This window comes from Chryseobacterium sp. SIMBA_028, assembly GCF_046535285.1.
In the GTDB taxonomy this organism is placed as follows: Bacteria; Bacteroidota; Bacteroidia; order Flavobacteriales; family Weeksellaceae; genus Chryseobacterium.
The window spans coordinates 1-252 of the sequence record NZ_JAWRWZ010000590.1 but is presented as its reverse complement, the minus strand read 5'-3'; the positions used below and the strand labels follow the sequence as shown (position 1 = coordinate 252).

1 protein-coding gene is annotated in these 252 nt (G+C 39.3%); it reads left to right on the top strand.

The window, feature by feature from the left end:
- A partial coding sequence (locus SCA31_RS24600) for a hypothetical protein (RefSeq protein WP_410699586.1) occupies window positions 1–252 on the top strand: 252 nt, incomplete at both ends.

The following is a 252-nucleotide window of genomic DNA, read 5'->3' as shown; positions in this document are numbered from 1 at the left end:
ATATGTTTATCGTATCGATAATGATCCGAAAGCTGAACTGGTCCTTTCAAAATATGACAATACCGTAGCCGGAATGTATTCTTCAGGATCCGGAGAAAAAGTAATGTTTCACCAGACTTCCGCTGATATTTTCGCCTTATCTTCAGTTAGCAATTCAAAACTTATCAGCCAGGATTCCAAAGATGACTACATTCTAGACATTCCTGCCGAAACCCTTGCTAAAGCAAATTCCAATGTATGTCTGGACACTAC